This is a genomic window from Vibrio sp. 2CM40D, from assembly GCF_023161825.1.
Classification (GTDB): Bacteria; Pseudomonadota; Gammaproteobacteria; order Enterobacterales; family Vibrionaceae; genus Vibrio; species Vibrio alginolyticus.
In genome coordinates, this window is sequence record NZ_JALNTL010000005.1 from 137,421 (window position 1) to 162,134 (window position 24,714).

Below are 24,714 nucleotides of genomic sequence, written 5' to 3' on the forward strand. Positions count from 1 at the left end.
CCATCCGCGCACTCTGTTATTAAAACCATTTCTACAACCGTTTAGTGTGCTGATTTTAGGTTTAGAGTCCCGATTTGGCTTGCGTGAGTGACTCTGGTTAAAAATAGGGGTTAATAAAGATAAAACGGAAAAAAGGGGAAGCTTTCACTTCCCCAGGCGTGCGACTGACTCACACTTAATCTTCGAATTATCCTTGAGACTCTAGGAAATTTATCCAAGGGCTAACGGTTGACCTGAATTTTGGCGATTGAGCAGCGCCTTTCATCGCCTGCAAGGCCTTTTGTGGTTGCTTAAGCTCGAAATAGGCCATCCCGCGAATGTATTCAAGTTCTGCCTTTTGCTCTTTAGAGGCACTGGATGCCGCGCTTTCTACAAAACGAGTTGCTTCAGAATACTGCTTGTCTTGTATCATTAAGCGAGCAATCTGAATTTGCGTTTTAGCAGAAGGAGCGAGGTTATATGACTTTTTATAAGCGAGAATTGATTTATCTAGCTCTTTAGCTTGCTGCCAGAAACTGGCTAGGCGGTCATAGTTTTCCTTCGTCTTTTCAATGTTTCCAGCTGCCATTTCCTTGTCAAGAGTTTTGGCTGCTTTATATGGAATACCTTGATAAGCCAAGAAGTTTACAAAGCGTAAATATTCCTTCTCTCCTTCTAGTTTCCCCATTTTGTAAACCATTTCTAGGGTGGCTAGAGAGTTGCGTTCTTGACCTAGCTCCATGTAGACACCAGAAAGTTGCATCCAGTAACGCTTTTTCTGAGGGTACTTTGAAGTCAGAGTTTTGAGTACACTGGCAACGCTTTTCAGCTGGCCTAACTCGTAGTGAGATGCAACGAGAATTAAGTACCAAGACTCACTTGGGCTCTTGCTCATCGCGATGGCTTTTTTGGTTGGCGGGATTGCATTTTTGTAATCTTCCAACTGAACATAAGCGCTCGCTAACGTGATATAAGCATGAGCTTGAGGCTTCTCTTTGGTTGTTTCTGCAACCTTGAACCATTCCTTCATCGTTTTTACAGACAACGTATACTTTTCTTCAGCTAGGTAAAGCTGAGCCAAGCTGTAGCGAACTTGTTGAGCAACAGGAACGGGAAGTGCGTCGAGCTGTAATGCTTCGGCAAAGTATTTTGCTGCTTGCACATAATTGTCTTGTAGCGAATACAAAAAGCCAGTCTGCTGAAGTAAAACTGCTCGGTCGTATTTTTTCGAACTTGTGCTTTCTAAAGCGCTTGCTAGTTTTTCTTTCGCTGCTGAATATTTTTCAGTTGCGATCAACTCTTGCACTTTGTTAACGGTTCGAAATGTCCGATCTGATAACTGAGGAGCTTCTTTTGCCATCGTAGGAGCGGCCATTGCCACTCCTGCGAAGAGAATTAAAGAAGCCACTTTGCTTTTCCATAAACTTTTCATCGTGACTCCTTAATTGGTTGAGAACTCTATTTCTTGCGATAGGCGCGAGCTAACAGGTTTCCCGTCAACCAATTTTGGTTTAAATGTCCATTTAGAGACTGTTTTTCTTGCCGCTCGACCGAGGCCTAAGCGTCGTGGTTGCTCTTTAAGAACTTTGATGTCCTCTACGGCACCACGTGCGTTGACAGTAAACTCTAATAAGACGACCCCTTTTTCTATTCCTGCTTTCGCAGCCTTCCTAGGCATTTGAGGTTGGAATGTCGCTAGAGGTGTTGGACCTCCGCTACCCGCGAGTTGCGCACCTCCACCCTGGCTATAATGTCCAAGCACCGAACCACCTGTAACATTTACGGGTAGGTCAAGCTTTGGCATATCCATTGGGGTCTGCTCCATCACCGGTTTTACTGTCGCTGTCACTTTCATTTCTGGCGGCGGCGGCGGACGCTTAGGCGGTGGTGGCTTTGGAAGTTCGCGTTTTTTCTCCTGTATTTTTTCGTCTGGTTTAATGCGAATAAACTCGACCATACGCAGGTCATCATTCGACACTAACTCGTGGCGCTCTTTGTTTACTAGCTTGTCCATCCCCCAGAACAACCCGAGGGAGACAATGAGCGCCAGTGCAATTGAGGCCAGATACCGCATAAGCTTAATCCTTATTGGTTGCGGCAATGGAGATGCTTTCTACACCTGCCATTTTGATCTGGTCCATAACCTTCACGACTACGCCAGCATTTGCTTCTGTGTCGGCTTGGATAACAACTGCGCCATCAGGGCTTTCTGCACGAAGACGTTCAATATTCGCGCGAACCGCGTCCACTTCGATGCGGCGTTTATCAACCCAAACATCACCCGCCGCACCAACTGCGACCATGATGTTACCTTTTTTCACGGTTTGCGCAGAGCTTGCCGTCGGGCGGTTTACTTCTAGACCAGCTTCTTTTACGAACGATGTTGTTACGATAAAGAAGATCAACATGATGAATACGATGTCGAGCATCGGTGTCATATCGATAGCGGTTTCATCACTGCTATCACTGCTATAGCGTCTTTTCATGACCTATACCTCTAATTCCATTTACTCAGGCAATATGCTTTAGCTTATCTTCCAGCTTTTGCGTTGTGACTTTGGCTAAATGATCAAGACGTGAACTAAAGAACAGTCCTGATAGAGAAGCCACCATCCCGGCTAAAGTTGGGATTGTTGCCTTTGAGATCCCCGAGGCCATTGCTCGAGGGCTTCCTGTTCCTGTTACCGCTAAGATGTCGAATACTTGGATCATGCCAACAACGGTGCCGAGCAAACCCAGTAAGGGACAAAGCGCAATCAATACTTTCACGATTGGCAGGCCCTTTTTATTCTCAATGTCCTGACGAGAAACAATTTCTTGTCGGATCATCTTAGCGTTCCAGCTCTGGTGCTCTGAGCGCCCCTGCCATGAGCCAACGGCTTTTTTCATGGCTTTTGGAGCGACGGCAGCAAAATAGAACCAACGTTCTAACAATACTGCCCACAGCATAAAGCTGAGGATGAAGATGGCGACGAGTACATCGCCACCCATTCCCAAGAAGCGCCTAATTGATTCAAGTTCTCCAACTAACCACCACATAACGCCTCCTTAGCTTTCGGCTTTATGTAGTTTTTCCTGATAGCGAGCGATGAAGCCTGCACTCTGTTCTTCAAGAGTTTGAACCAAACGACGACCTTTACTGTGTACGATGGTGTACAGGAACAGTAGAGGAATTGCGACAACCAGACCAAGCATCGTAGTAACAAGTGCTTCAGAGATACCGCCAGCCATCAGTTTAGGATCGCCGGTACCGAACAGAGTAATGGCTTGGAATGTGCCGATCATGCCCATTACCGTACCCAGTAGACCAAGTAGAGGTGCTACAGAAGCAAATAGCTTGATTGAACTGATAAAGCGTTCAATGCTCGGTGCGTTACGTAGGATGATTTCGTCCAGTTTCGCTTCAAGATCTTCAAGGTTGTCACCTTTGTGCTCTTGGTAAGCCTGGATAACTTCACCCAGAGGGTTACCAGGAATCACGGTTTCTGATTTCGCTTGCTTACGCATTTTACCGCCAATCACTTGAAGGCGTAGGAAGCAAACTAGAGCAATGATAGCGCCAACTGCACCCATACCAAGGATGACGTAACCTACAATGCCACCTTGATCAATACGTTCTTGAACGGTAGGGCTTTGTACAAGTAGAGACAGAATTACACCACGGGATGGGTCAATAAACAGTGGCTCATAGCTGTTTGACGCTGACTCAAAGCCCGCAACATGACGTGTAATATTGGTGCGAGGCTGTCGAGAGAGTTCTTCGAACTTACCTGTTTGAGGTACATAAGTAACGTACTTACCATCGGCAATCGCGTTAAATTCACCGACAAGAGTAACATCGCGAACCGCTTCTTTACCTTCGCCATAAACAACCGTTGCTTGGGTTGTTGCTGTCTCGCCTGAGGCAACCACTTGTTGAAGAATGGTATGCCAGAATGCTTCTAGCTCTTGTGTTGATGGCAGTTCTTTACTTTCAGCCAGTTTCGTTAGTAGAGCGTCACGCTCTGGGAACTGAACTGCGTTTTGAGAGGCTGCAAATAAGCCTTTAAACTCGCCCGCATATTGGCGGACCACACCAAACATTTCGCCCAAAGTACCAGAGCGAACACGTAAGGTTTCTGTTAGTTCAGTCAGCTGCTTATCGTTTTCATCAAATGTCGCTTTAAGTTGATCGCCCAGTGCTTGCTGTGAAGCTAGCTCTTCACGAGCCTGTTGCAATAATGCTGCTTGCTTATCTCGGTTGTTCTTGAACTCAGCTTCACGGGCTTTGTTCTCTTTTGACTCAACGATGCTTTCTGATTTTACGTTTTTGAGTAGTTCAGATAGGTTTTTAGGCGTTTCTGCTTGTACGCCTGAAGCCATAAATAAGCTCGCTAGTAGACCAGCGGCTAGAGTTTTGAATCCTTTCATCTCTTATTCCTCCCCAGCATATACAGGCAATTTGATTAGCGCTGGTGGCGCTTGCTTCTTCGCGATACGAAGGCCTTGCTGTACCGCTATGCGGTAGCTTTCCGGTAATGTTTCCCATTGACGTGTTTGTTGGTTCCACATACCTGTCTCACCACCGTCTGGAGATTGGAATAAAAGCGCCGTGCGACCAATACGTAGGAAGTCGTAAGTCACGGTTTCCCCATTTCTATCTAGGCTAGCTTTGTAAGATTCAATTGAGCGAGAGAAGCCTTCTTCAATTTGGTAGGCTTCCATCACTTTACGGAATTTCTCAGAAGTCGTTACGTCGGCGCGATCCATGAGACGACGCAGTTCTTGGACACGTTTATTACGTTCTTTTTTCTGGAAAGGTAGATCGAGAGTCACAAACTCATCGAGTGCATCGATCATTTTAAGTGTTAGTGGCACTACTTCTGTTGCCGTTTGATCGATCTGAGCAATTTGGTTATTTAATGAGTCCAATTCACCTTGCTGTGATTGAACCATACGGTTAATTTGCTCGTTGTAGACTTTCATGCTGTCGATTTGACGTAGTAAGCCTTTGTATTCTGCCAACATGCCTTCAGTACTTTCGGCATAATTGTCGATTTTTTGTTGCGAAGCTTCTGAAGATTGATTTGCTTTTGCTTGTGTGGAAACGACAGCACCAGAGTTGGCCGCTATAGAGCTACTACTGATAGTAAGCAATGCTGCAGCTATGGCACTGAGACCAAATTCCTTGAATTTCATGGTTGCATCCTTGTCAGTGTTTTAGTCAGTCGAAAAGGGCGCGGAAAACCCGCGCCAAATATTTTTTAGAAGTCGTATGATGCCTCGACGTATAGCTGACGTCCGATTGGATCGTCATACCCAGTTGCATAGAATGGAGAGGTATCGCTTAGAGGATCTGCAGGCGGTACTTTGTCAAACATGTTGATAGCACCAAGAGTTACACGACCACTCTCGTTGAATTGGTAAGAAGCCGTTAGGTTCCACGTTGTCATACTAGCGATTTCTGCTTTGTAACCCGCTTTTTTAGCAGAATCACAGTCATCAAAGTAGTAACGGTTTGCGTAGCTTGAACACATACGGTCGCGGTATTTACCAAATAGGTTGATAGCGACATCTTCATATGCCCAGCCAAGATTTAACGTTGCGGTGTATTCAGGCATGAAATCTCTTTCATCCGTTACAGGCTCGCTGTCGTTTTCTTGATATTCAGCAATCAAGATCTTCGTTACAGCAACACGCGTGTTAAATGAACCGAACTCATTAGTGTCGTATGCGTATTTGATCGCTAGGTCAATACCAGAACGCTCTTCATACGACTGGTTCACTGGACCATAGGATACCGACTTGATGGTGCCATCTGGGTTACGAACGACTTCAGTACCTGGGTATTTACCTGGATCGTTAATTACGTCTTGGTAAGTTGGTGCTGTTACGACGTCTTCCATCTTGATGTGGTACCAGTCAACAGTTACACCAAGATCATCCACAGGCTCCCACGCTAGGCCCAAGTTAATGTTTGTACTTGTTTCTTCTTTCAGCTCAGAGTTAGGGCCATTAAGCGTATCGAAGTACTGAGTATCACACTCTGGGTACTTGTCTTTATCTTGTGGGCCGCTACCACCAGCGTTGGCACAAAGCACAGGGTCAAAACCAGAACCAAAGCCTCGAGTTTGATCACCAAATAGTCGCTTCAAGTCTGGAGCTCGGAAGCCTAGACCGTAGCTACCACGTAGCAATAGGGTGTCAGTAGGACGGTATGCTAGGGCTACTTTAGGAGTGAATGCGCCGCCAGTTGCCGAGTCGTCGAAGTAGTGGTCGTAACGACCAGCGACAGTCATTTCTAAATCTTCAATGATAGGAATAAGAGCTTCAACACCAAGACCAATCTGATCGCGGTCACCGCCGCCTGATGTTCCACCTAGACCAGAGAAACCACCAGCTGCTGTTGTAGCATCAATCGTCTCATTGTAGTCAGTACGGTTCCATTCACCATAAACAGCAAAGCCAGACATACCTGCAGGAAGTTCAACCAAATCACCAGCCAGTGAGCCGTTAACAGAGTAAAGCTTTGAGTAGGCTTCTTTGCTTGAAGTGCCGCTGTATTTGTCTACAACGTCTTGAGAGATAGGCCCTAGAAGATCGACATCACCATTTTGTACAGCTTGGTCGAGAGTTAGGAAGATTGCTGGGTTGCTTGTTTCAACGCTTTGCTCAGAGTAACCAGCGGATAGGTCCCAATCATACGTATCAGCAAGCAGGCCGTTCAAGCCTAAGGTTAAGCCAAAAGAATCGGCTTCAGTGTTACTTTCGCGTGGTCCAAATTCGACCATACGGCGAGTGTATTCGCCTTCGCCGCGGAAGTGAGTGGCATCAACTTCAACGCTGTAAGGGTTAGGTTCGAATTCAGATTCTGTAGACTTGTAGCCAAAACGGGCTTCTGCCATGGCAGTGACATTGTCGTTAATGTCCATTTCACCACGTAAAAGTAGGTCTACTTGTTTGTTTTCTGGTTTTAATGTTCGGTATGCAGAGCGGTTAACACCACACTTTCCATCCGCTCGTTCAATCGCGGCATCACCAACGACTTCTTTACATGAAGAACCAGCATCAGCTGGTGTTAGAAGTGTTCCGTTGGCGCCTTCAAAGTTTGCACCGTAGCTAGAGTAGCCACTTAGCTGAGAACGGCTAGAACCGTCATCGCCAGCCCAATCATCTCGGTCAGATTGCTTTAGCATTTCGTTGCCCGCAAATTGGCCAACGAAGAGAATACGTTTGTCGTCAAAGTTTTTGCCAGCTACAACGTCTAAACGACCATTTTGGTAACCACCATCCGTCGCGTCACCCGCGCGTACTTTTACAGAAACGCCATCAAAGTCTTTCTTTAAAATGAAGTTTACGACACCACCGATTGCGTCGGAGCCGTAGATAGCAGAACCTGAGTCGGTCATTACTTCAACACGCTCAATAGCGGCGACAGGGATTTGGCCGATATCTTGGAAGTTAGATGTACCATCTTGTGCTAGCGGGTATTGAGGAAGACGACGGCCATCAATAAGAATCAATGTGCGTGACGCGCCAAGGCCACGTAAGTTGACTGACTGCGCTGCTGGTGTAAACGAGAAAGAGTCTGTTTGAGCCATTACACCACCTGTGTTTTGGGTCAAACTGTTCAATACGTCTTGCGCGCTGTTAAAGCCTTTAGACTCAATGTCTTTACTATTAATAACAGTAACTGGTGAAGGACCTTCCATATCCGTCGTGGAGATACGCGAACCAGTAACTTTCATCTTTTGAAGTTTTTCAACTTGCTGCTCTTCTGCCAGTGCTGTTGCTGGGGCTGCAACTGCTGCTGTCCCCAAAGCAAGGCTTATCGCAACAGATAAAGCGGTTGTGTTTTTATACATCCTTGTTGCTCCGATTATTATTATTTCCTATGTCTGGCCGCATAGCGGCCAAATGTGACGTTAATATTTCGTTAACGTTCGGCCAATGTATAACCGAGATGAAAAAAGGAAGTCAAACCAGTGGTAAACGGGGATGCTTAAATGTAAAAAAGATGTAAATAACCAGGCTTTATTTAAAAGGCGGAATAAAAAACCGAATAAGGTTTATGAATCGAGATTAAATTTCAATAAAACACCGTATTTTGTGTTTCTTATAAACTTTAATGACTTATCTTGCCTATGGTTTTTTAGTGGGTAATTGAATCTGGAAAAAGATATTTTTCCAGTGAATTGTTCTGAGATGAGTTTTATATCGAATCCATACTTTGTTAGCTCGAACTTATTAGGTGGTATCAAAATATGATACCCATTGCGGTTAAAGGGCTCACTCGTATTTTTAGGTCAAATATAACCTTGGATTATGTGGCTATTTATGTGTGTAGGGTGCATTTTTATGTAGGGTTTTGGCTCTAAACAGCCTAGATTGATATTCTGTATGAATTATTTTTGTGGTTTTTTATAATTTTTTACAAAAACATTTCTGTTTTTCGACATCGAAGGAAGTTTGTCATGTTTTGGTTTCAAACACTTGAAGCTGATGTGGATTCAAGATAAATATGACGCTGAAATTATTGCAGTAGTAGAAAAGTCTAGCTCTTGAGGCGCAGGGAGTGTGCTTCAACAGTTTTAGTTACTACGAGATAAATATGCACCATTTTGGGCGGAAAATATCCTCTTTCACTCCGTTTGAACTGGACAGTAGACAAGGAGCAAGTTGTATATGCTGTCGTACTTTTTACGCCGTTTGGCGTTGGTTATCCCAACGTTTCTCGGGATAACTATTCTCATCTTTGCTATCACTCGTTTCGTGCCTGGCGGACCTGTTGAACGCATGTTGTCACAAATGCAGTCTCAGGGAGATGGCGCCGCATCAATGACGTCTGCGGGTGGTAATACGGCCCTTTCTGACGATCAAATCGCGGAGCTGAATGCGTTTTATGGCCTGGATAAACCTGTAACGGAAGCGTACGTCGAGTGGTTAAGTCGTTTGGTAATGCTAGATCTTGGCGAGTCGACGCGTTACTACGAGCCTGTCTCGGATATGATCGCAGAGCGTTTGCCAGTGTCGTTGTTTTATGGCGGCATGACCTTCTTTATTAGTTATTTTATCTCGATTCCTCTTGGTTACTATAAGGCGCTCAAGCACGGTTCTGTGTTTGATTCCGCCTCTTCAGTACTCATTTTCGTAGGCTACGCGCTACCAGGTTATGTGGTGGGTGTATTGCTGATCACGTTATTTAGTTATCACTTGGAATGGTTTCCGATGGGAGGCTTTGTCGGCGATGACTTCGACGATTACGAAACCTTCTTTGAACGCGCTAAAGACATTATGTGGCATGCGGTGTTGCCTTTGATCTGTTACCTCATTGGTGATTTTGCCACGCTGACGATGACAATGAAAAATAACCTGATGGAAAACCTTTCCTCAGATTACATCCGCACCGCAATTGCGAAAGGATTACCTTTCAAAAAAGCAGTTCGTAAGCACGCGTTGCGTAACAGCTTAATTCCGATCGCGAGTCACTTTGGTAACTCTTTGTTGTTCTTCATGACCGGTGCCTTCCTGATTGAAGTTATCTTCAATATTGATGGCATTGGCTTATTGGGTTACGAATCAATCATGGAGCGTGATTACCCTGTTGTTATGGGTATTGTCGCCATTAATGCGTTGTTACTGCTCATTGGTAACATCATTTCAGATATTTGTGTTGCTTTAGTCGACCCACGTGTGAAGTTTGGAGCGTAACATGATTAAAGTTAGTCCATTAACTCAAAAGAAAATTCGTCACTTTAAAGAGATCAAACGAGGCTATTGGTCGTTTGTTGCTCTTTCTATCATGTTGATCCTTTCTCTATTCGCCGAACTTTTGATCAACAGTAAAGCGCTAGTCGTCAAGTACGATGGTAGCTACTATTTTCCTGTTGTCAGTGACGTACGTTTAGGTAGCGAATTCGGCCAAGAGTCATCCAGTGAAGCCGATTATCGTGTACTGCAAAAAGCGTTTGAGGCTGAAGGGGGCGACAACTTTGTTATTTTGCCGCTTGTGCCGTGGAACCCATACGAACAAGATTTTAGTGGTGATTTCCCGCCAACAGCGCCTAGTGCCGAAAATAAGCATTATTTAGGTACAGATGTGATAGGTCGCGATATTTTGGCGCGACTCGTCTACGGATTCAGAACGGCGATGGGATTTGCGTTGCTTACGATGGCCATTTCCTACGCGATCGGTACTGCAGTCGGTTGTGCTATGGGTTTTTGGGGCGGTAAATTTGACTTGTTTGTACAGCGACTTATCGAAATCTGGTCAATGGTCCCGTTTTTGTACGTCATTATGATTCTTGTCTCAATCGTTCAGCCGACGTTCGCTCTCTTTGTCGCTATTAACGTGCTTTTCACTTGGATGGGGATGACATGGTACATGCGGACCATGACCTATAAAGAAGCGGCACGAGAATATGTAATGGCGGCTCGTGCTTTAGGGGCATCGACCGGACGTATCTTGTTTAATCACATCTTGCCAAATACGATGGTGATGATTGTAACCCTAGCGCCTTTCACTATTGCAGCTAACATCACAGCACTGACTGCTCTCGATTACCTAGGATTAGGCTTGATGCCACCAACGCCAAGTTGGGGTGAACTACTGCAACAAGGTAAGTCAAACTTAGATTCGCCATGGATTGTTGCGTCAGTAGTGACTTCTATTGTTCTGGTTCTGGTAATGGTGACCTTTATTGGTGAAGCCATTCGAGCGGCTTTCGACCCGAAAAAATTCACACGCTATGTTTAAGCGAGCATTGTGAGCAAAACATAAAAAGGGAAGTTTTATGAAGAAATTATTTTTAGCGTCCACGCTGAGCGCCCTGAGTTTTGGTGCAATGTCAGCAACGCTTCCGACTGACTTAAACTGGCAAACAAACTGGGATGAGCCTCAATATGGTTCGCCAGAAGCGAAACGTGGAGGGACTTATCGCACCTTTATGTCAAGTTTCCCGCAGACGTTACGTAGTGTTGGCCCAGACGCTAATGCAGGGCTACGTTCTTTTATCTTAGATGAAACACCAGGCTTGGTGGTCCGCCACCCAGATACTTTAGAGTTTATCCCTGAGCTTGCTAACGAGTGGGCGTTAGCAGGTGACAACAAAACGGTCTATTTCAAACTCAACCCTGAAGCCAAATGGTCGGACGGCAAACCTGTGACTGCCGACGATTTCGTGTTCATGCTGAAGTTTTATCGTTCCAAGGACATCTTGGAGCCTTGGTACAACGATTACTACAACAAAACGATTGCGGATGTTATCAAGTACGACACTCACACGTTTGCTGTTAAGGCGGCGAAAGAGTTTAATCCGGAAGAGTTGCTGTTACGAATGGGGGCCCTGCGCCCACGTCCCGCACATTTTTATGCTAACCCTTCAAAAGATGAAAATGGTGACGGTATACATGACAACTTTGTCCGCTACTACAATTTTAAAAGTGAACCAACGACCAGTGCATACTACCTAGATGACATTAAAAAAGGTAAAAGTGTTACCTTCAAACATGTCGGTGAAGACTGGTGGGGTTACAGCAATAAGTATTATCAACATCGTTATAATGTCGACAAAATCCGCATCACAGTGATTCGCGACAGTGATATCGCGATGAAGCACTTTGAGAAAGGGAAGCTGGACGCATTTGGTCTTGTTTTACCAAGCTTATGGCATGATAAATCGAATACGGAACCTTACCAAAAGGGATACATTCAAAAGTTCTGGGGTTACAACCAATTCCCAGTTGGGGCTGGTGGTGTATGGATGAACACCGCGATGCCTTTGCTGGATGATTTAAACATTCGCAAGGGCATTACTTACGCGATTGACTTTGATGGCATGATAGAGAATGTCATGCGTGGCGACTACTCCCGTAAACCGAACCCGACCGGTTATGGTCATGGTAAATACACCCTACCAGATGCTAAGGCACCGAAGTTTGATCCCGCAAAAGCGGCCGAGGCATTCGAAGCCGCAGGCTTTAACAAAATTGGTTCTGATGGTATTCGTGTTAATGATAAAGGTGAGCGCTTAAGCTTCGAGCTGACCTACGGAACACCTGTTCATACTCCTCGTATTGCATTTTTGCGTGAGCAAGCCAAGCTAGCAGGGCTGGATATTGAGCTCAAGTTAGTTGATGGCTCATCCATGTTCAAATACGTACGTGAGAAAAAGCACGATTTGGCTTTCTTAGATATGGGTACGTCTGAGATCCCAACGTATTGGGAGTACTTCCATTCAGTCAATGCGAACAAGCCGCAAACTAACTCTTTCACAAACTACAGCACGCCTGAACTGGATGAAAAGATCATCGAGTATCGTTTTGGCATGGATATGGATAAAAAGATCCAGCTAGGTCATGAGATTCAGCGTGACATCATTGATGCTCACGTTATCGTCCCAGGCTACATGGTTCCTTATGTCCGCTATGGTCACTGGCGCTGGTTAAAGTTTCCAGATAAGCCAATGAATCGCATGACAGAGGCGCTGTTCAGTGGTGCAATCATAGGCGATGGCACTTACTGGATTGATAGTGATATCAAAAAAGAAACGAAACAAGCGATGAAGTCAGGCAAAGCTTTTGAACCTGTTGTTGTCGTAGATGACACTTATAAGCTGTAAGGATTGGTTATGGAAAACGATGTAATCCTAAGTGTTAAAGATCTCGAAGTTGAATTTACCACCGATGATGGGCCAGTGAAGGTTCTGCATGGTGTGAACTTTGATGTGAGAGCTGGACGTACACTCGGTCTGGTAGGAGAGTCAGGTAGTGGTAAGAGCGTAACCTCAATGTCGATCATGGGGCTATTACCTAAGCCATATGGCAACATTATCAAAGGTGAAGTGAATTATCGCGGCACCAACCTAGTTGATTTGCCTGCGGAAGAGATGTACGCCATGCGTGGCGATCGCATTTCGATCATCTTCCAAGACCCGATGACGGCGCTCAACCCAGTGCACACCATTGGTCGTCAAATATGTGAAGTGCTTGAGCTCCATCGACCTGAGCTCGACAAAAAGGAGCGGGAGGCGTACTCGATTGAAATGCTGGCAAAAGTAAAAATTCCAATGCCAGAGAAGCGATTGAATGAGTATCCCCATAACCTATCTGGTGGTATGCGCCAGCGTGTCATGATCGCGATGGCATTGGCCTGTAAGCCGGATATTCTGATTTGTGATGAACCGACTACAGCGTTGGATGTTACGGTTCAGGCGTCTATCCTTGAACTGATGAACGAGCTTCAGGAAGAAACGGGCATGGCGATGATCTTCATCACTCACGATCTCGGGGTTGTGGCAGAAGTGTGTGATGATGTTGCCGTGATGTATGGCGGACGTATTGTCGAAAAAGCAGAAATTTTTGAGTTGTTTGATAACCCGCAGCACCCATACACAGAGCGTTTAATGGGATTGATGCCGAGCTTAGATAATGAGCCGAAGCAGATGATCGATATCAAGCCTATTGATGCCAGTATGTTTGCCAGTTAACTGGGCAAAGTGAACCAGTCATAAAAGAGGATGTTATGGCAAAAGAAGTATTAAGAATTGAAAATCTTAAGCAGCACTTTGTTTCTGGTAAAGGGCTGTTCAAGAAAGGCTACACCATCAAAGCGGTAGACGGGGTTTCACTGTCTGTTTCTGAAGGTGAAACACTGGGGCTAGTTGGTGAGTCAGGTTGTGGTAAAAGCACCCTTGGTCGCACGATCTTAAAGTTATACGAGCCAACAGAAGGTAAGATTTTCTTTGAAGGTAAAGACATCACTAAATTGTCTGTGAAAGAGATGCGATCGCTGCGTAAAGACATGCAAATCGTCTTTCAAGACCCAATGGAGTCACTCAATCAGCGTCATACCATCGGTATGATTCTGGAAGAACCGTTTGTTATTCATAAAATTGGCACGCCAACAGAGCGTAAACAATGGGTAAAAGAGCTTTTAATCAAAGTGGGATTACCAGAAACGGCAGTAAACCGTTATCCACATGAATTTTCAGGCGGGCAACGGCAGCGTATCGGTATCGCTCGCGCGATTGCATTGAAGCCTAAACTGCTGATTTGTGATGAATCGGTATCTGCGTTAGATGTGTCGGTACAGGCGCAAATCTTGAACCTATTGCTACAACTGCAACAAGAAATGAACTTGGCGATCATATTTATCTCTCACGATCTCTCGGTGGTGAAACATGTTTCTGACAAAGTTGCCGTGATGTATTTTGGTAAAGTGGTAGAAGCAGGCAGTGCTAAAGAAATTTATGCAAACCCGCAAAACGAATACACCAAAAAACTCCTATCTGCGATTCCGATCACTCACCCTAAATATCGGAAGAAAAAGCGCGTAGCTGAAAAAAAGCAGCAAGTGGCGTAAGTGATGCCACAGGTCCTATAACACAAAAGCGCTCCGCCAAATAAGCGGAGCGTTTTTATAAGCAAATGCCAGGACTTGGAGTCGATTTGCACTGATGTTTATTCTGATTGATTGAAGATCGTTGCATGCTAAACTCAAGGCCTATTTTCTTTGTTTGGATAATGGACCATGCCGTCGAATTTACCGAAATCCTTTAGTCGACCTTTCCTGAAAATCTTCCATATTTTGGAGGCGGTGTTATTAGTCTCTATTACCTTGGCGACGTTGTACGCCATGATGCAAGAGTTTGTGCACGTATTTGTAGAGAAGCGTGTCTTACTCACGGATATTCTGTTGATGTTTATCTATCTGGAAGTGCTCGCTATGGTGCAGCAGTTCGTGATGAACGGTAAAATTCCGGTACGCTATCCTATCTACATCGCGATGATGGCCATCGCCCGCTACATCACACTCGGAATGAAAGAGCTGGATGCAGTTTTGGTTGTGTGGTTATCTCTGGCTGCGTTTATTTTGGCTGCGGCTACTTTGCTGATCAGAATTGGGCACCATTATTGGCCCTACGTTGATAACAGTACCTTGGAAAAAGACGAATAAAAGAAAACCCCGTATTAGCGGGGCTTTTTTGTTTCAATACTCGATGACTTTTAGATCATTCAATGTTTTGGATCTGCTCACGCATCTGTTCAATTAGAACTTTCAGTTCAACGCCCGATGCGGTGATGTCGGTGCTGATGGATTTCGACGCTAGCGTGTTCGATTCACGGTTGAACTCTTGCATCATGAAATCTAGACGACGACCCACTGCGCCGCCTTTTTTCAGAATGTTCGTGGTTTCTTTTACGTGAGAATCAAGACGGTCTAGCTCTTCTGCTACGTCTGATTTCTGTGCCAGAAGGATAAGCTCTTGCTCAACGCGAGATGGGTCTAGCTCTACTTTTGCATCTTCAAATTTAGAGAACAGACGCTCACGTTGCCACTCTAGTATTTCTGGCATGCGTGCGCGCACTTTCACAACTTCTGATGTGATCGCTTCGAGGCGTTGCTCAATCAGCGCCTTCATGTTCTCGCCTTCACGAGCGCGCGCTTCAATAAATTCATCCATTGCGCCATCAAACGCTTCTAGTAGCACTTTATTTACCGCATCCATGTCTTGCTCTGGCGTTTCCATTACCCCCGGCCATTGCATAACTTGAAATGGATTGATTCGGCTCAGTTCACCAGTCATGTGCATGACTTGTTCAGCGGCTTTAATTACCTGGCTAGCAAGCGCTTCATTGATGCTAAGCTCACCTTTTGCGGCAGGGTTTGCTTCAAAACGTAGATTACATTCTACTTTGCCTCGCGCTAAGCGCTTACGAAAACGCTCACGTAAAACGGGCTCTAACCCGCGAAATTGCTCTGGCATGCGGAAGTATGTTTCTAAATAACGCTGGTTCACGCTGCGGATTTCCCATACCGCAGAACCCCAATCGCCTTTTACTTCTTTGCGTGCATACGCTGTCATACTGTAAATCATCGAATTTTCCTGTCTTCATTTTTTGAAAATTACTTCAAGAGTGTATCACGCTGCGTCGATAGGTGCGCGGGATGTATGGATTGTTTATGTTGTGCCAGATGCGTAACCTATGAATCCGGAATCGATTCCGTTATAATCTTCGCCCAACCAAATCGTCTTCTCCTCATATTTAAGGTAGATGCCCATGCGTCCAAACGATCGCAAGGCGGATCAAGTTCGCCCTATCAAAATTACTCGTAACTACACAGCTTACGCTGAAGGGTCAGTGCTAGTTGAGTTCGGTAACACCAAAGTGTTGTGTAATGCGACCGTCGAAGAATCTGTGCCACGTTGGCTAAAAGGTCAAGGTAAAGGCTGGGTTACAGCTGAATACGGCATGCTACCTCGAGCAACACATTCGCGTACTCGTCGTGAAGCGGCAAGTGGAAAGCAAGGCGGCCGTACGATGGAAATTCAGCGTCTTATCGCGCGAAGCCTACGTGCAGTTGTCGATCTAAAAGCCATGGGTGAGTTCATGATCACCGTTGACTGTGACGTTATCCAAGCTGACGGTGGTACGCGTACTGCATCCATCAGCGGCGCAAGTGTTGCAATGGCCGATGCATTCCAACACCTAGTAGATAGCGGCAAGCTAAAAGCAAACCCAATGAAAGGCCACGTAGCGGCAGTTTCAGTTGGTTTGCTAGGTGATGATGTTCTGTGTGACCTTGAGTACGTTGAAGATTCAGCGGCAGACACAGACATGAACGTGGTAATGACAGAAGAAGGCAAGATGATTGAAATTCAGGGCACCGCAGAAGGTGAACCGTTCAGTCACGAGCAGCTGATGGCTCTGCTAGAGTCGGCGAAAGTCGGCATTACGGAAATTGTCGCAGCGCAGAAGGCGGCGTTAGCCAATTGATTTAAATAGCTCCCATTATGGGGGCTATTTTTTTATCTCGACAATAGAGAAATGAATGATTGTCGAGAAGAGACACAAGAAACCAAGGACATAGAGAGAAAATAATGAAAGCATACCAGCGTGAATTTATTGAGTTTGCACTTGAGAAAGAAGTTCTTAAGTTTGGTGAGTTTACTTTGAAATCTGGCCGTAAAAGCCCGTACTTCTTTAACGCTGGTCTTTTCAATACTGGTCGTGACCTAGCGCGTCTTGGTCGTTTTTACGCAGCAGCGCTTGCTGATTCTGGCATTGAGTTTGATGTGCTGTTTGGCCCGGCGTACAAAGGTATCCCAATCGCGACGACAACAGCAGTCGCGCTGGCGGATCATCATGACGTCGACACGCCTTACTGCTTCAACCGTAAAGAAGCGAAAGATCACGGCGAAGGCGGTAACCTTGTAGGCTCTGCGCTTGAAGGTCGTATCATGCTAGTGGATGACGTAATCACAGCAGGTACTGCGATTCGTGAATCGATGGAAATCATTCAAGCAAATGGCGCAGACCTTGCTGGTGTGTTGGTTGCGATTGACCGCCAAGAAAAAGGCAAAGGTGAGTTGTCTGCGATTCAAGAAGTGGAGCGTGACTTTGGTTGTGCAATCATCTCAATCATTAGCCTGACTGACCTTGTGACTTTCCTTGAAGAGAAAGGCACAGACAAAGAGCATCTAGAAGCAGTCAAAGCGTACCGCGCAGAATACGGCATTTAATTGGTTACTTTTTCTGAAAAAGTAAAAAGGGCAGATGGATATTCATCTGCCCTTTTTTGTTTTTGGATTCATCGCCTTGACCACTTACTTATAGCGAATGCCTTTCTCGACATGCTCATCTTGCATGGTTTTATAGCGTTTATGGAGCCACATCCATTGCTCTGGAGCGCGTAGAATGACTTTTTCCACATACTTGTTCATATAAGCGGCAGCGGCGACTTCGTCTTTTTGTGGATAATCGGCTTCAATGCAGTTATCGGCGATGATGTCGTATTTTCCTTCGTCATTGCGAAACCCTGAGCCTGGGATGATCGCACATTTTGAGGTATACGCCAGAATGCTCGTGCCTGTTGTCGTACACGCATCGTCTACGGCAAAGAAGGGCACAAATACTGATTTTTTGCGACCGTAATCGTGATCCGGTAAATAGAACAGACGCTCACCGCTGCGTAAAACACGAATCATCTTTTTTACATCTTTACGATCAATCAGTTTATTGCCGTTATGTGTCCGTCCCCAATACTGGATAAAGTTATAAGCAGGATTATTATGCGGACGAAACGCGCCGTACCCGGCCACGCCTAACACGGCGAAAGCACGCGCAGTGATCTCTAGATTAAGAGCATGGACACAACAAAGTAGGACGCCTTTACCTTCTTTGGCTTTTTCACGCAGTGCGCCGAGATCTTTCTCGACGATCAGGTTTTTAAAGCGCCAAGTCGGCCAGAACCAAGTGATTCCGGTTTCTATCAGTGCCATACCGGTATTTTTGAAGTTCTCTTCAACAATATGTTGAATCTCTTCAGGTGTTTTGTCTGGAAAGGCCAATTCTAAGTTACGCTGAGCAACGTGGACACGCTTTTTACCGTAGCGCATGCCAAGTTTGCCGAGTGAACGACCTAATGAAAGCAGCAGCCGATAAGGAAGAATATTGACGAGGATGGCCAACAGACCAAAACCAAGCCATACGCCCCAGTTACGAGGGTGAAGAAGTGAAAGAGAAAACTCGGGCTGCGTGTATTTGTCTTTACTCATAGTCTTTTACTTTATTTGTGCACTCAAAAGCGCCCAGTACTCGTCAAAGTTTGCAGTCGGCTGGTATTTAAAGTCGCTACGCACAAAGCGGTTTAGGCTCCCCTCAACTTGTCCCAGAATTTGCGCGGCTAGGATGCGCTCTTCGACAGGGAAAGACTTCCCTTCACGAATCTTACGTTCACGCAGGATTTGGCGCAATTGTGTTTCTATACGCTCAAAGAGTTGATTGATGCGTTCACGTAGACGTTCATTTTCAAACATTAGAGCATGACCCGACAAAATGCGTGTCAGACCTGGGTTACGTTCAGAGAACGCCAAAATAAGGTGCATCACCATACGAATACGCTCTAGTGTATCTTTTTCGTCGTCTAGAATACGGTTGATACGTGTCATCAAGGCTTCTTCAATGAACTCAATCAACCCTTCGAACATGCGCGCTTTACTTGGGAAATGACGATACAGCGCGGCTTCTGAAACGCCGACTTGCTTGGCCAGTTTTGCCGTAGTAATGCGTGAAGCGCCATCTGTTGATTCAAGCATTTCTGCCAATGCTTGTAAGATTTCTTCACGACGGTTGGATTTTTTACTGCCGGCCATTAGTTACTTCCTTTCAAAATACAAAGTTGAGCGGAGGGGATTATAAGACGCTATTTCGCCTCAAACTAGACCACTAAGGGTGGAATGGGAGATTTAACACCCTTAGTTGTCATTTTTGTACCAAATTTATGCCAGCTTTTGTAAAAAATTGGCAGGGTTTTCAAACGTTAGTTACATCAATTGATGCATTTTTTCGAGAATTTTAAAGCTCAATGCTTCTTTTGATTCCAAAGCGAGCGCAAGTTCACCTTCAGGCCAGTAAAGGGTAATTGCGTTGTCGTTGCTGTTAAATCCTTGCCCTGCAACCGAAACGTCGTTTGCACAGATCATATCGAGGTTTTTCTTTGTTAACTTGCCTCGAGCATAGGTCTCTACATCATTGGTTTCAGCCGCAAAACCGACGGTAAACGGACGCTTCTCCGTCATTGCTGCCACAGATGCAACAATATCAGGATTTTTAACCATATTAATGACCATTTCGTCGTTGTCTTCTGTCTTTTTCAACTTTTGAGACGCGATCGTTTGTGGGCGGTAGTCGGCAACGGCAGCGCAGCTAATAAAGGCATCATGCTGGTTTGCATGTGTCATAACGGCTTCGTGCATCTCTTGTGCACTGGAAACATTTATGCGCTCAACACCTACGGGCGTATTTAAACTGACAGGACCGCTCACGAGGGTGACTTTTGCTCCCATCTGCGCTGCGGCGCTCGCCAATGCATAGCCCATTTTCCCGGAGCTATGGTTCGTAATGTAACGCACTGGATCAATCGCTTCGCGAGTTGGTCCGGCGGTAATGAGTATCGACCTACCTTCTAGCAATTTTGGTTGAAAGAACTGTTCACATAGCTGTACTAGCTGCATTGGTTCCAGCATTCGACCTGGTCCTACATCACCACAGGCTTGCTCTCCTGCCGCAGGGCCCCAGATGTGCATACCACGACGCGCTAACGTAGCGATGTTCTCTTGGGTTGCGATATTGCGATACATCTGTTGATTCATCGCCGGAGAAACAGCAACAGGGGAATCCGTCGCGAGCACGAGCGTAGTAAGTAAATCGTTCCCCATGCCTGCGGACATGCGCGCGATTAAGTCCGCGGTCGCGGGCGCTAATAGCACTAAATCTGCCCATTTGGCCAATTCAATATGGCCCATAGAGGCTTCCGCTGCTGGGTCTAGTAAACTGTCCGAGACAGGACGGCCCGAAACGGCTTGCATGGTTAAAGGGGTAATGAACTCTTTTGCGGCTTTCGTCATTACAACTTGAACTTGCGCTCCTCTCTCTATGAGGCGACGGGTTAGCTCCGCACATTTATACGCGGCAATACCGCCACTGATGCCGAGTAGAATTTTCTTTCCTGCTAGTGTTTGCATGTGAGATCTCCAATTTGATGACCGGATTTTAACACAATTCAAAGTCTGACCGCCCGAGCATATATAACGAGAAGATAATTCACATCAAACTCCAGAGTATTAATCTGACCGAGGAAGGGAAAATTCTCGCCTACCTCACAGACAAGTTGCGCGGAGTTTGCAAGTCTGAAAAGAAAAAGAGGTAGTGGAAACCATGGTGTTGAAAAGTCGAAATAAATTGCTGCTGATAACCCTAATTCCGCTGCTGTTGATCACTACGTTGATCTCAGTGGTGTATTACATCAACAGCAGTAAAAGTTTGGAAGCGGAGTTAGCAAGAGACAGGCAAGAGCTCATCGAAACGAAAAAGAAAGAGTTACAAGCCTATATGATGATGGGCGTGACGGCGATAAAACCGTTATACGACGCGGATGTAAATGGAAGTAATAAAGAGGCAGCAAAAGAAATTCTGAAAGCCATGCGCTTTGAAAGCGATGGTTACTTTTTTGCCTACGACTCTCAAGGTGTGAATACGTTGCACGCCATCAAACCTGCATTAGAGGGTAAAAACCTTTACGACTTAAAAGATGAAAATGGGGTCGCAGTTATTGCGGGCTTGATTGACGCTTCTCAAAAAGGGGATGGGTTCCTCTATTTCTCGTGGCACAAACCGACCATTGACGCACAAGCGCCTAAGTTGGGCTATGCAGAATATCTATCGAAATGGGACTGGGTTTTAGGTACTGGCGTTTATATTGATGACATCGACCAGCAAGTTGCGATGCACAGAGAGTTAAAGACTCAAGAGCTAAAAGAGCATACGTTATCTGCCGTGTTGATTTCCGCTATTGGATTGATCATTACCAGTGTTCTCACCAGTATCGTGGTGTCTAAAGGTATTCAGCCATTACAACATGTCGCGGCTTCATTAAAAGATGTTGCCGCAGGCGGCGGTGACTTAACGGCTCGTTTAAAAGTCGAAAGTCAGGATGAAGTCGGTGAAGTGGCGGCCGCGTTTAATGATTTTATGGATAAGCTGCACCCACTGATGCAGGACATTCATCGCTCTGCGACGACAGTACAGACCGTTTCCCAAAGCCTGAACACTCAGACCAGCCAAGCGAGCGGTCAAATGCAGGATCACTGTTTAGAGACGGACAAAGTCGTGACGGCAGTGACGCAAATGAGCATGACTGCCAAAGAAGTAGCCAGCAATACTAATGCGACCGCGCAGGCAATTGACGATGCCAACAGTCAAGTCACCGCTGCTCAGCATGAGGTCGAGCAAGCAATAGAAGGCATTACCGAACTCGTGACGGAGATAGACAGCACGTCAGATGCAATTTCTGAGTTGAGTTTACAGACTGAAAAAATAACCAAAGTGCTGGATGTGATTGGCGAGATAGCCGAGCAAACGAATTTGTTGGCCCTAAATGCGGCGATTGAAGCGGCTAGAGCCGGTGAGCAAGGTCGAGGGTTTGCCGTCGTTGCGGATGAAGTGCGCTCGTTAGCCAGTCGTACACAAAATAGTACTCATGAAATTGGTGACATGCTTAAGCAGCTACAAAATGGTGTATCAAGAGCGGTCAGTACGATGTCGGTGAGCCAAAAAAGAGGTGTCAAAACGGCGGAAGAATCGGCGCTCATTCAGCAATCTCTTTCTGGTGTTCATAATTCTATCGGTACGATTCGAGATATGGGGATTCAAACCGCGTCTGCCGCCGAAGAACAAAGTGCGGTTGCAGAAGACATCAACCAAAACTTAGTGGCTATTCAACAGATCGTGAACAACATTAATGAGACGTTGCAGCATGCCGAGTCAATCAGCACGCAGCTATCACAGTCTGGAACGGAAATTCACGGCTTGGTTGGCAACTTTAAACTCTGATGAACTGTTAAGTTGCATGGAAAGCACTGATGGTACGAAGAAAGCGAAAGTCATACTCGACTTTCGCTTTTTGTTTTGTGGAATAGGGACACTTTCCATATAAAGAGACATCAGATGATACTGAAAGCTTTGCCAAATGAGTCCATGCCCAGAGAGAAGCTACTGCAACGAGGGCCGCAAGCTTTGACCGATGCTGAGCTACTGGCCATCTTCTTGCGCACAGGCACCCGCGGAATGAACGTGATTGAGCTTGCAGATTTCCTTATTCAAGACTTTGGTTCGCTAAGACAACTATTTTCAGCATCAGAAGAAGAGTTTTGTCGTCACAAAGGATTGGGGCAAGCCAAGTATGTTCAATTGCAAGCGGTACTAGAAATGACACAACGTTACTTGGCGGAGACGCTAAAGCGTGGTGATGCCTTAACCAGTCCCGACCAAACTAAGTTATATCTGTCTTCTATTTTAAGGGATCGGCAAAGAGAGGCTTTTTATATTCTTTTTCTCGATAACCAGCACCGAGTGATAAAAGATGAAATTTTATTTGAAGGAACGTTGGATGCAGCGTCGGTGTATCCGAGAGAAGTCGTCAAGCGTGCTCTGCATCATAACGCGGCGGCTTTGATTTTGGCGCACAATCATCCTTCAGGGGTTGCTGAGCCGAGCCAAGCTGACAGAAGGATTACAAGGCGTCTCACCGACGCATTAGCATTGGTGGATATTCGTATTTTGGACCATTTCGTCATCGGAGATGGGGAAAGTGTCTCTTTTGCTGAAAGAGGCTGGATATAACTGTGCGTTTTTTAGGTTGTTAGTTGCTAAAAATCTGCTATCATCCACGCCACTAAATTTTTAACTGAATTCAGCTTGGACTGCTAAAAAAATCTGCTGTCTAAAAAAAGATCACGAAAACCTGTAAAAAGGATCTGTTCGGGTCTTGAGCAATGCATATCAAGTTAGTATAATGCGCGACCTTTGATAGCCTTGTATGGATTTTCCATAGCGGTTCTTAACCTCTAACTTCTTTTCGAGAGATAGAGAGGTTCGGCCACCAAGGTTGATATCGAGCTGAAACGATTTTGGAGAAGACATTCATGTCACGAGTATGCCAAGTAACTGGTAAGCGTCCAGTAACGGGTAACAACCGTTCACACGCACGAAATGCTACTAAGCGTCGTTTTCTGCCGAACCTACAAACTCATCGTTTCTGGGTAGAGAGCGAAAAACGTTTTGTTAAACTACGTCTATCTGCTAAAGGTATGCGCATCATCGACAAGAAAGGTATTGATACTGTTCTTGCAGACATGCGTGCACGTGGCGAAAACGTTTAAGAGGAAATAAGCAATGGCAAAGAAAGGCGTTCGTGAGAAAATCCGTCTAGTATCTTCTGCAGGTACAGGCCACTTCTACACAACTGATAAGAACAAGCGTAACATGCCAGGCAAATTTGAGATCAAAAAGTTTGATCCAGTAGTTCGCCAGCACGTTATGTACAAAGAAGCAAAAATCAAATAATTGGTTTCAGTCTCTTTGATGAATTGAAAAACCCAACTTTCGAGTTGGGTTTTTTATTACCTGAATAAAAGTGCTGAAGATAAAGTGTTCAGTACGTCATCGGATTATAAAGTACTGCTGAAGTTATTTTACTGGTCCGACTCTATACTCGAATTTTTGATTGATCGCTCTCTGCCGCTTCGTTACCACTTCCCTACACACTTGCACACCGTTGTTCTAGTCAAGCTCAATACTCTTTGGTAGTTTACTCATAACGATAAGAGAGTAGAGATGGTTATGCGTGTGAGTCCGGCTCGTCGCCGCCGATGGAACAATATTCTTATTCTGGGCATTATCGCGTTTATAGTGATCTTAAATGCGCCGATGTGGATCAAAACTTACCTATTAACAGACCAAGCAGACCCTTACCCAAATGTACTTCGCTCCGACTATACGGTGGAGTCTTTGTACTATAGTGGCTGGGAGTTTGAACTGCATGATGGACGATGGCAATCCAACATCAAAGTTGATGCACCGATCAGTGAACTTGTATCACGCTGGCAATCATTGGAAGGGACCGAGCTCACCTCAGAACAGTACGATCATTTAAAACCTAACCTGACGGTACCTGAAACGGTAGAAGTTTGGTATCAGGATCTCGAAGAGCCGCAGCGGGTGACTTTCTTTCGTTTACCTGATTTTTGGCTATTTAAAACCTGGCAAGACAAATGGGTCGCTATCTCCGTCGATGAAAACTACCTTATGCCAGAGTAGAGCCTTTTTGCGCCTATACCCCTAATAAGCTTCCCTATTTATCGTTTTTCTTTTCGATTATGCTAGCAGCGAGAACTATTAGCCGGTGAATTGGAG

24 protein-coding genes are annotated in these 24,714 nt (G+C 45.5%); 13 read left to right on the forward strand and 11 right to left on the reverse strand.

Annotation, left to right across the window (positions count from 1 at the left end; all coding sequences use genetic code 11):
* Positions 1-187: 187 nt before the first annotated feature.
* From MTF70_RS12975 to MTF70_RS13005, 7 genes are all read right to left on the reverse strand, one after another.
* Positions 188-1,411 carry a hypothetical protein gene (locus MTF70_RS12975; protein ID WP_025768315.1) on the reverse strand — a complete coding sequence of 408 codons (1,224 nt, stop codon included), beginning with the start codon at positions 1,409-1,411 and terminating at the stop codon, positions 188-190.
* Positions 1,412-1,420: 9 nt separating this feature from the next.
* Entirely contained in the window at positions 1,421-2,053 is a 633-nt protein-coding gene (locus MTF70_RS12980; RefSeq protein WP_005379353.1) for an energy transducer TonB, read from the reverse strand.
* A gap of 4 nt (positions 2,054-2,057) precedes the next feature.
* Positions 2,058-2,465, reverse strand: a complete 408-nt coding sequence (locus MTF70_RS12985; RefSeq protein WP_005379359.1) for a biopolymer transporter ExbD — start codon at positions 2,463-2,465, stop codon at positions 2,058-2,060.
* Between the two features lie 25 nt (positions 2,466-2,490).
* Positions 2,491-3,018, reverse strand: a complete 528-nt coding sequence (locus MTF70_RS12990) for a MotA/TolQ/ExbB proton channel family protein (protein ID WP_005379363.1) — start codon at positions 3,016-3,018, stop codon at positions 2,491-2,493.
* Between the two features lie 9 nt (positions 3,019-3,027).
* The gene (locus MTF70_RS12995; protein WP_017634999.1) at positions 3,028-4,389 is read right to left on the reverse strand and encodes a MotA/TolQ/ExbB proton channel family protein; all 1,362 of its coding nucleotides are present in this window, start codon (positions 4,387-4,389) and stop codon (positions 3,028-3,030) included.
* 3 nt (positions 4,390-4,392) lie between these two features.
* The gene (locus tag MTF70_RS13000) at positions 4,393-5,157 is read right to left on the reverse strand and encodes a DUF3450 domain-containing protein (RefSeq protein ID WP_005379365.1); all 765 of its coding nucleotides are present in this window, start codon (positions 5,155-5,157) and stop codon (positions 4,393-4,395) included.
* A 65-nt stretch (positions 5,158-5,222) separates the two neighbouring features.
* The gene (locus MTF70_RS13005; protein WP_017634998.1) at positions 5,223-7,823 is read right to left on the reverse strand and encodes a TonB-dependent receptor; all 2,601 of its coding nucleotides are present in this window, start codon (positions 7,821-7,823) and stop codon (positions 5,223-5,225) included.
* Between the two features lie 820 nt (positions 7,824-8,643).
* Here MTF70_RS13005 and MTF70_RS13010 point away from each other — a divergent pair.
* The 6 genes from MTF70_RS13010 to MTF70_RS13035 all read left to right on the forward strand — a co-directional run bounded on the left by MTF70_RS13010 (position 8,644) and on the right by MTF70_RS13035 (position 14,914).
* Positions 8,644-9,669, forward strand: a complete 1,026-nt coding sequence (locus tag MTF70_RS13010; protein ID WP_005384771.1) for an ABC transporter permease subunit — start codon at positions 8,644-8,646, stop codon at positions 9,667-9,669.
* A 1-nt stretch (position 9,670) separates the two neighbouring features.
* Positions 9,671-10,714 carry an ABC transporter permease subunit gene (locus tag MTF70_RS13015; protein WP_005379369.1) on the forward strand — a complete coding sequence of 348 codons (1,044 nt, stop codon included), beginning with the start codon at positions 9,671-9,673 and terminating at the stop codon, positions 10,712-10,714.
* A 37-nt stretch (positions 10,715-10,751) separates the two neighbouring features.
* A complete protein-coding gene (locus MTF70_RS13020; protein WP_017634997.1) occupies positions 10,752-12,578 on the forward strand; it encodes an extracellular solute-binding protein in 1,827 nt (608 codons plus the stop codon).
* 9 nt (positions 12,579-12,587) lie between these two features.
* Complete coding sequence (locus MTF70_RS13025) at positions 12,588-13,445, forward strand: ABC transporter ATP-binding protein (protein WP_005379371.1); 858 nt, start codon at positions 12,588-12,590, stop codon at positions 13,443-13,445.
* 35 nt (positions 13,446-13,480) lie between these two features.
* Positions 13,481-14,320 carry an ABC transporter ATP-binding protein gene (locus tag MTF70_RS13030; RefSeq protein WP_005379372.1) on the forward strand — a complete coding sequence of 280 codons (840 nt, stop codon included), beginning with the start codon at positions 13,481-13,483 and terminating at the stop codon, positions 14,318-14,320.
* Between the two features lie 168 nt (positions 14,321-14,488).
* Positions 14,489-14,914, forward strand: coding sequence for a phosphate-starvation-inducible PsiE family protein (locus MTF70_RS13035; protein ID WP_025768316.1), 426 nt, complete (start codon positions 14,489-14,491; stop codon positions 14,912-14,914).
* Positions 14,915-14,969: 55 nt separating this feature from the next.
* Here the strand turns inward: MTF70_RS13035 and MTF70_RS13040 are convergent, their stop codons facing one another.
* Positions 14,970-15,836: a YicC/YloC family endoribonuclease gene (locus MTF70_RS13040; RefSeq protein WP_005384776.1), complete on the reverse strand. Its 867-nt coding sequence runs from the start codon at positions 15,834-15,836 to the stop codon at positions 14,970-14,972.
* A 184-nt stretch (positions 15,837-16,020) separates the two neighbouring features.
* Here MTF70_RS13040 and rph point away from each other — a divergent pair, with 184 nt between their 5' ends.
* On the forward strand, positions 16,021-16,737 hold the full coding sequence (gene rph / locus MTF70_RS13045; protein ID WP_017634994.1) for a ribonuclease PH: 717 nt from the start codon (positions 16,021-16,023) through the stop codon (positions 16,735-16,737).
* Positions 16,738-16,841: 104 nt separating this feature from the next.
* Positions 16,842-17,483 carry an orotate phosphoribosyltransferase gene (pyrE, locus tag MTF70_RS13050; protein WP_005384778.1) on the forward strand — a complete coding sequence of 214 codons (642 nt, stop codon included), beginning with the start codon at positions 16,842-16,844 and terminating at the stop codon, positions 17,481-17,483.
* Between the two features lie 84 nt (positions 17,484-17,567).
* Here the strand turns inward: pyrE and MTF70_RS13055 are convergent, their stop codons facing one another.
* The 3 genes from MTF70_RS13055 to coaBC all read right to left on the reverse strand — a co-directional run bounded on the left by MTF70_RS13055 (position 17,568) and on the right by coaBC (position 20,486).
* Positions 17,568-18,518, reverse strand: coding sequence for a Kdo(2)-lipid IV(A) acyltransferase (locus tag MTF70_RS13055; protein WP_025768317.1), 951 nt, complete (start codon positions 18,516-18,518; stop codon positions 17,568-17,570).
* A gap of 6 nt (positions 18,519-18,524) precedes the next feature.
* A complete protein-coding gene (gene slmA / locus MTF70_RS13060) occupies positions 18,525-19,115 on the reverse strand; it encodes a nucleoid occlusion factor SlmA (protein ID WP_005379386.1) in 591 nt (196 codons plus the stop codon).
* Between the two features lie 171 nt (positions 19,116-19,286).
* Positions 19,287-20,486 (reverse strand): bifunctional phosphopantothenoylcysteine decarboxylase/phosphopantothenate--cysteine ligase CoaBC, encoded by a 1,200-nt coding sequence (gene coaBC, locus MTF70_RS13065; protein ID WP_025768318.1) that lies wholly within the window; start codon positions 20,484-20,486, stop codon positions 19,287-19,289.
* 193 nt (positions 20,487-20,679) lie between these two features.
* On the opposite strand from coaBC, the gene MTF70_RS13070 reads away from it, so the two are divergent.
* The 5 genes from MTF70_RS13070 (at position 20,680) to MTF70_RS13090 (ending at position 24,618) form a co-directional block, all read left to right on the forward strand.
* Positions 20,680-22,353 (forward strand): methyl-accepting chemotaxis protein, encoded by a 1,674-nt coding sequence (locus MTF70_RS13070; RefSeq protein WP_205461473.1) that lies wholly within the window; start codon positions 20,680-20,682, stop codon positions 22,351-22,353.
* Positions 22,354-22,467: 114 nt separating this feature from the next.
* Positions 22,468-23,142: a DNA repair protein RadC gene (gene radC, locus MTF70_RS13075; RefSeq protein ID WP_025768320.1), complete on the forward strand. Its 675-nt coding sequence runs from the start codon at positions 22,468-22,470 to the stop codon at positions 23,140-23,142.
* Between the two features lie 302 nt (positions 23,143-23,444).
* On the forward strand, positions 23,445-23,681 hold the full coding sequence (gene rpmB, locus MTF70_RS13080; RefSeq protein WP_005384783.1) for a 50S ribosomal protein L28: 237 nt from the start codon (positions 23,445-23,447) through the stop codon (positions 23,679-23,681).
* Positions 23,682-23,694: 13 nt separating this feature from the next.
* Positions 23,695-23,865, forward strand: coding sequence for a 50S ribosomal protein L33 (rpmG, locus tag MTF70_RS13085; RefSeq protein WP_004410866.1), 171 nt, complete (start codon positions 23,695-23,697; stop codon positions 23,863-23,865).
* A 276-nt stretch (positions 23,866-24,141) separates the two neighbouring features.
* Positions 24,142-24,618, forward strand: coding sequence for a hypothetical protein (locus tag MTF70_RS13090; protein ID WP_031777180.1), 477 nt, complete (start codon positions 24,142-24,144; stop codon positions 24,616-24,618).
* Positions 24,619-24,714 lie beyond the last annotated feature (96 nt).